Raw genomic sequence first — 6963 nt, 5'->3', positions numbered from 1 at the left:
CTGGAAGCTTTGAGCCGCGTGCGCGTCGCCATCCTGGACAAGACGGGTACACTCACCCACGGTGCGGCGGCCATTGTCGCTATAAAAAATGCCGAGTGGATCAACGAGAACGAGTTGCTTCGTCTCGCCGCATCGCTCGATCAGGCATCTGGCCACGTCATGGCTGCAGCGCTCATTGCGGCGGCGCGTGAACGCGGCCTGAATCTTGTGCCGCCAGCCGATGTCACGGAGTCTCCTGGCGCAGGGATCGAAGGAACTGTCGGCCGGCATCGCGTGACCGTTGGCGGCAGCGGCTTCGTGGAGCGCCGGGTGTTGAAGGGCAGCCCACGCGCATTCCTGTCCGGACGTCGGGCGGGCGAGGCGGTGGTGGCGGTTGCAGTCGATGGCGTGGCGGCGGGCGTGATCGTGATGGCCGATCCTGTACGACTGGAAGCAATGACCGTGCTTCGAAAACTGCGCGATGCGGGGATCGTCAGAATAAGTCTGGCTTCGGGAGACAGGTTGGAAGTCGCAAGGTATGTCGGCGAAGCGCTTGGCATCGAAGAGATTCTCGGTGAGCAAAGCCCCGCTTCAAAGGTCGAATGCGTTAAATCCGCCCGGCGGTTCGGTCCTGTGATGATGGTTGGCGACGGCATCAATGATGCCCCCGCGCTTGCCGCCGCCGACGTCGGTGTTGCACTGGGTGCGCGGGGAGCGGCCGCCTCCTCGGAGGCCGCTGGTGTTGTTTTGCTCGTGGACCGTCTCGAACCTCTGGCTGACGCGCTGGCGGTCGCCCGGAGGACAGTCGTTATTGCGCGCCAGAGCGTCATCGTGGGGCTAGGCCTTTCAATCGCGGGGATGATTGCTGCCGCCTATGGATTTCTTCCGCCCCTGCAGGGTGCGTTGCTGCAGGAAGTAGTCGATGTCGCCGTGATCCTCAACGCTTTGCGGGCGCTGCGGCCTACAGGATCGAAAGCCGGCTTCGGCCACGCCATTCTGCGGCTCGGCGCATTGACACGGATCAACGCGCAGCGCCACGGGAGCGCATGCTGCCAGCCTGAAAAAGGAGGCCCGCGATGATCATCACTGAGATGAAATGGCAGGAATGCGTAGATTTCCTCTCCAGCCACCGCCTTGGCAGACCGGCATGTACGAAGGAAAACTGGGCATATGTCGTCCCCATACATTATGCGTTCGCCGAAAACCGGTTTTACGGATTCTCATAGCCTGGCCAGAAGGTGGAGTGGATGCGAGACAACCCGCATGTCTGCATCGAGGTCGACGAATTCCATGAGCATCGCTGCCGGGAGAGCGTCATAGCGCGGGGACGTACCAGCAGCTGCTGGACACCGAAGAGTGGCACGAGGAGCGAATGCGCGCCTGGGTGACCATTCAAGACCAACAACGACTGGTGCCGGGTGGGTCAAAACCGCAATCCAGGGAAATGACTGGCGCCAAGGACGCAAAGAGCGGTTTTTGGTGGCCATGACTTATCGGGCATCTGCAAGGGTCCGGCGGAACCGGATGAGTGCGATTGCAAAGAAGGCAAAGCCGATGATCGTGAGAGGCAAAATCTGTGGCCAAACGGCGCCAAGCCCTGCCCCGCGATAGAGGATCGCCTGCGACAGGGCCACGAAATGCGAAGATGGCGAAAGCTGCATGGCATATTGCAGCCAGCGCGGCATGCTGTCCATCGGCGTCGTGCTGCCGGAAAGCAGGTTCATGACGATGAGGACGGGCATTGAAATGAGTCCGAACTGCGCCATCGAACTCGAGGTCGTTGCGATCAGAATGCCGAGCGATGTTACCGAGAACTGATAAAGCACGGCGCAAAAGACAAACAGGCCGATCGAACCGGCGATCGGCACGGCGAGAAGGCGCTCCACGACGATGAGCAGCGAGAGGACCGATGCCACCACGATCACGAGACCATTCGCCACGATCTTCGACAGCATGATTTCGCCTGACGTGACCGGCATGACGAGCAGGTGTTCGATCGTGCCGTGTTCGCGTTCCCGGATAAGCGCCGCACCCGTCAGGATCACCGATAGCATCGTGACATTGTTGATCACCTGCATGACCGCCGCGAACCAGGTCGACATCAGGTTAGGATTAAACCGGGCGGAGACGACTAGATTGACGGGCTGGGACGCGGCGGCATTGGGCAGCGCTACGGCGAGCTCCTGCATGATGATGCTCTGGATGTAGGACGCGCCGTTGCCCGCCTGGGACATGGCGGTAGCATCGATATCCAACTGCAGTGAAGGCTGCCGTCCCTCGATGGCGTCCTCCTCGAATTTGGGCGGAACCTCGAGGATGAAGATGAAGCGTCCGGCATCCATAGCATCGTCGATCTCGCTTGCGTTGATCAGCACGGGTTCCTTGAAGAAGGGCTTCAAGAGCGCGTCGCGCAGGCGCATCGACAGCATCGAGCGATCTTCATCGACTACCGCCACGGACGCATTCTCCACCTCGAACTTGGCGCCTGTCGAAACCGTGTAGACGGCGATGGTGAAAGTATAGATGATCAACACCATCATCACCGGATCGGCCTTCAGGCTGTAAAGCTCCTTAATGGCGAGGCGGAATATCCGGTTCAGCCGATCCCACATGTCAGGCCCCGCGCTTTCTCAGAGCCGCGAGCGCTACGGCAACGAAAGCAAGGGCGAAGGCGGCGAGTACGACCAGATTGAACCAGAGTTCGGCAAAGCCCAATCCCTTGGTGATCACGCCCACGCTTATCGGCTGATACCAGGCAGCCGGAAACAACAGTCCCATGAGGCGTCCCCCGCCTGACAGCGACGACACGGGAACCAGCAGACCGGAGAAGTTGACGGCCGGAATCATGGTGATGATCGCCGTTGCAAAGATTGCTGCCACCTGACTGCGTACGAAACTGGAAACGAGCAGGCCGAAGCCGGTTGTTGCCAGCACGTAAAGTACCGATCCCGCAACAAGCAGCGGCATCGAGCCTTTGATCGGCACGCCGAATACAAAGCGCGTCATGGCCGCGAGCGTCAGAAAGCTCAAGAACGCAATTGCGGCATAAGGCAGTTGTTTGCCCAAGAGGAATTCGATCCGCGTCACGGGGGTCGCCTGGAAATTGGCGATTGACCCGGTTTCTTTTTCCTTGACGATACCAAGCGCCGCCATGATCGCCGGGATCAGCACCAGCATCAGCACGATGACGCTCGGCACGATCGCGTTGGCGCTCTTGAAAGCCTGATTGTACCGGAACCGGTTTTCTACGCTGACTGGATAAGGCGAAACGCTGCGGCCTGAATGCCGTGCCTTCGCGTCAGACAGGTAAGCCTGGATGAGCCCCGTGATATAGCTGCGTGCGGTTTCCGCCCGGAAGGGCATCGCACCGTCGAGCCAGACGGAAACTTCGGGTTGTATCTGCCGCATCAGGTTTCGGCCGAAATCAGGCGGGATTTCGATTGCCACCGTCAATTCGCCGTCTTTCAGGCGAGCTTCCAGTTCCGTAGCCGAACCGATCGCTGCATGCTCGTCAAAATAACGGGAACCTTGCAGGTTCTCCACAAGCTGACGGCTTTCTGCCGACTGGTCCTGGTCATAGACAGCGAAGGGTAAATGCTCGACATCGAATGAAATGCCGTAGCCGAAGGTGAGAAGCAATATGACCGGTCCGAGGAGTGCGAAAACAAGACGTGCGCGGTCGCGAAGAATTTCCAGGGTTTCGCGCCGTGCATAGGCAAGCAGGCGGCGCGGATCAAAGAGCCGCGGGCGCGGTGCGCTTTCAGCAGCAATAATTTCGCCGATTTCGCGAGAGGCGCCAGCACCCATGCCAGCCTCGGTCAGTACGTCGATGAAGGTCTCTTCAAGAGACGCCGAGCCTCGTTGAGCGCAAAGTTCGCGGGGCGCGCCGATCGCCAGCACCTTGCCTTCGTGCATCAACGAGATGCGGTCGCATCGCTCCGCCTCGTTCATGAAATGCGTCGACAGAAAGATGGTCACGCCATCACGTCGCGAAAGGGTGATCAAAGAGCGCCAGAAAGCATCGCGGGCCACCGGGTCAACGCCGGAAGTCGGCTCGTCGAGGATCAGTATCTCCGGCCCGTGGATGACAGCCGCCGCCAGCTGCAGGCGCTGGCGGATGCCGAGCGGCAAGTCCTGCGGTCGCTGATCGGCCACCTCCTTGAGGTCGTAGGTTGAGAGCATTTCGGCGAGACGCGGTTCGATCTCCGAAGCCGGCAGGCCAAAGAGGCGAGCGTGTAGCAGAAGGTTCTGGCGAACAGTCAGTTCGCCGTAAAGGGAGAAGGCCTGAGACATGTAGCCGACGCGTTTGCGCGTCTCGATATCGCCTGCCTCAAGCACCTGGCCAAAAAGCCTTGCCGAGCCTTCGCTTGCCGGAAGCAGCCCGGTCAGCATCTTCATCGTCGTGCTCTTGCCGCTGCCGTTCGAACCGAGAAAGCCGAAGATCTCGCCCTTAGAGATGCGGAAGCTGACATGATCGACGGCGACGAAATCTCCGAAGCGGCAGGTCAATCCGTCCGCTTCTATCGCAGGCGCACCATCGGTGCCGATCCGCGGGACGGTGACGATGTCTGCATTCTTCGCTGCCCGTAAACCAGGCATTAGGGTCGTAAAGGCGGCTTCGAGCGTCTTTCGGCCGGCGCGATTCATGATGTGGGCGGGACTGCCCGTCGCGATGAGCCGTCCGCCGTGCAAGGCCGCCAACCAGTCGAATCGCGCAGCTTCCTCCATATAGGCGGTTGCCACGATGACGCTCATGTTTGGGCGGCGTTGCCGGATGCGATCGATCAGCTCCCAGAATTGGCGGCGCGACAGCGGATCGATACCCGTGGTCGGCTCATCAAGGATCAGCAGATCTGGATCGTGCAGGAGCGACGCGCAGATGCCGAGCTTCTGCTTCATGCCGCCTGACAGCTTGCCGGCCAGCCGATCGCGAAACGGCAGCAGACCGGTCATCTGCAAGAGTTCGTCCGTCCGGCTACTGCGCTGGCGCCCGTCCTGCCCGAAAAGGCGACCGAAGAAGTCGAGGTTCTCCGCAACACTCAAGGTCGGATAAAGATTGCGTCCGAGGCCTTGCGGCATATAGGCGATTCGGCCGCAAACGGTGCGGCGATGGCGCGCGCGCGCCATGTCGCCGCCGAGGACCTCGATCTGCCCCTGCTGGATCTTGGTGACGCCAGCCGCCAGCCTAAGGAGGGTCGATTTGCCAACGCCATCGGGACCGATAAGACCGGCCATGCAGCCAGCGGGAATTGCAAGTTCGACATCGTCAAGCGCGGTGATCTTGCCGTAGCGGTGAGTCACCGAACCCAAGCAAATGGCAGGTTCGCTCATTGCGGCAGCTTCACTTGCAGGTTGGCTGGCCAGCTTGCAGTGGGATCGGTTCTGACATAGCCGATGCCGCGTACGCCGGTTTTCACGCGCGTCTCATACTCCTTCAGCAGATCCGGTGCGATTTTCAGCTTCACACGAAACATCAGCTTTTCCCGCTCGTCCTGGGTCTCGACCGTCTTTGGCGTGAATTGCGCCTCCGAGGCGACGAAGGAGACGGTCGCTGGCACCACATACTGCGGTGCTGGGTCAAGTATAATGCGGGCCTCGTCACCGATCGCCAGCCGGCCGGCGGCGCGCGCGGGCAAGAAAATCATCATCGAGACGTCTGAAAGATCGAGCAAGGTTGCAACCGGGGCGCCGGCAGCCACGACCTCGCCGGTCTGCACGAGTTTGTATTCAACACGTCCGCGGCACGGTGCCTTCAACACGGCATCATCGAGCAGCGATTGGATGCGGGCAACTTCAGCGCGCGCGGCTTCCGTTGCCGCCTGTGCCTCGTCTTGGCTTGCACGCGCTGCACGGTTCGCTGCTTCCGCGACATGCAACTGGCTGCGCCGCAAATCCAGTTGCTGCATGGTCCCGCTGCCCGTCTTGCTCATCGCCAGCGCGCGTTCGAGCTCCTGGCGGGCGAGAGTGAGTTCGCTTTCGCGCTGTGCGATCGAGGCCGCCGCCTCTATTTCGCTGGTCTCGGATCGCCGGATCTGAGCCTTGGCACCTGCCAGCTGTGCGTCGAGATCGGCCGTGTCGATCCGCGCGATGGGCGCACCGGCGTCGACGATCTCTCCTTCGTTGACGAGAACCTGCGCGAGGCGACCCGCAAACTTGGCGGAAATCAACACCTGCTGTGCCTCAATCCGTCCATTGGACATCGATATGTTCGGAAAAAGACGCTGGCCGGTCACCTTGCTCCAGAGGTCCTCGAAGCTGACCAGCATCGGGTCACTGTCGCCGGCGAGCGTCATGTTCGGGGCAAACGTAACGGCAGTTGCAAGCAGGATGCCAAGATATCGTCTCATCAGACCAGCCTTCGATCAACGTTCCGGCGGCGCGCGCCCTGTCGTCTTCTATTGGCAGTGGCGACGGTCATCCTTGATATAAGTCATCCTCGGAGAGGGAGGTGGCTCGTCCGTCAGGCGCGCCATCAGCGCGGTCATTCACAATCGAGCACCAATTTGGGAACGGCCGCCCTGTCATAGCGCTTTCAGATGATCGAGTTGATCGCTGTCAAAGCATCTTGCCGTCTCGCGCGCGTATACCCGCCTCAAACGGAGGTGACATCATGACGCACAAGTAAGTCCTGCTTCGCCGGAAGATGCGGATTTGCTGCAGAAGATTGCCGCGGACTTCAATGCCGCCGGCCGGGCTGCCGATGAAGCACTCCTTCGCGAGAAGATGCACGACCTCATGTACACGGCTGCCGAAGCCATGGAGAGCGAGGCCGCAACGCCCAGTTAGCGGTGTCGGACGTCGCCGAAATCCGATGTCAGGGAGCAACCGAACTGGCTGCGATGTCCTCGATCGTCCGCAAGGCCTCGCCGCGTGCGATTGTCTCGGTCTCTTTCGCAGCCTTTGCCGCAACGGCAAAGATTCGGCTGCTTTCGCGCGCATAGTCCGTGATCATTTCTGCTGAGAAATCATTGAAAACGTCTAATG

General features: G+C 60.5%; 4 protein-coding genes and 1 pseudogene. 2 read left to right on the top strand and 3 right to left on the bottom strand.

Annotation, left to right across the window (positions count from 1 at the left end; translation table 11 throughout):
- Positions 1-1059 (top strand): HAD-IC family P-type ATPase (locus BN1800_RS38725; protein WP_143534254.1); only part of this gene is annotated, 1059 nt, incomplete at its 5' end.
- A gap of 410 nt (positions 1060-1469) precedes the next feature.
- On the opposite strand, the gene BN1800_RS38720 is transcribed toward BN1800_RS38725, so the two are convergent.
- From BN1800_RS38720 to BN1800_RS38710, 3 genes are read right to left on the bottom strand one after another with little or no spacing between them, the layout of a single operon-like run.
- Positions 1470-2591 (bottom strand): ABC transporter permease, encoded by a 1122-nt coding sequence (locus BN1800_RS38720; protein ID WP_087006155.1) that lies wholly within the window; start codon positions 2589-2591, stop codon positions 1470-1472.
- Position 2592: 1 nt separating this feature from the next.
- Positions 2593-5310: a ribosome-associated ATPase/putative transporter RbbA gene (rbbA, locus tag BN1800_RS38715; protein WP_087006152.1), complete on the bottom strand. Its 2718-nt coding sequence runs from the start codon at positions 5308-5310 to the stop codon at positions 2593-2595.
- On the bottom strand, positions 5307-6272 hold the full coding sequence (locus BN1800_RS38710) for an HlyD family secretion protein (protein WP_425299111.1): 966 nt from the start codon (positions 6270-6272) through the stop codon (positions 5307-5309). The genes rbbA and BN1800_RS38710 overlap by 4 nt, the downstream gene beginning before the upstream one ends.
- A gap of 352 nt (positions 6273-6624) precedes the next feature.
- Between BN1800_RS38710 and BN1800_RS41035 the strand changes: the two are divergent.
- A pseudogene (locus BN1800_RS41035) lies at positions 6625-6765 on the top strand (hypothetical protein); the annotation flags it as partial.
- Positions 6766-6963 lie beyond the last annotated feature (198 nt).

The organism is Rhizobium sullae (genome assembly GCF_900169785.1).
In the GTDB taxonomy this organism is placed as follows: domain Bacteria; phylum Pseudomonadota; class Alphaproteobacteria; order Rhizobiales; family Rhizobiaceae; genus Rhizobium; species Rhizobium sullae.
This window is presented reverse-complemented; position numbering and strand designations above follow the sequence as displayed.

What these genes read in the sequence shown, in the direction of transcription:
- BN1800_RS38720 (WP_087006155.1), bottom strand. Translation starts at nt 2,591, where the DNA reads ATGTGGGATCGGCTGAACCGGATATTCCGCCTCGCCATTAAGGAGCTT.
- rbbA (WP_087006152.1), bottom strand. Translation starts at nt 5,310, where the DNA reads ATGAGCGAACCTGCCATTTGCTTGGGTTCGGTGACTCACCGCTACGGC.
- BN1800_RS38710 (WP_425299111.1), bottom strand. Translation starts at nt 6,272, where the DNA reads ATGACGCTCGCCGGCGACAGTGACCCGATGCTGGTCAGCTTCGAGGAC.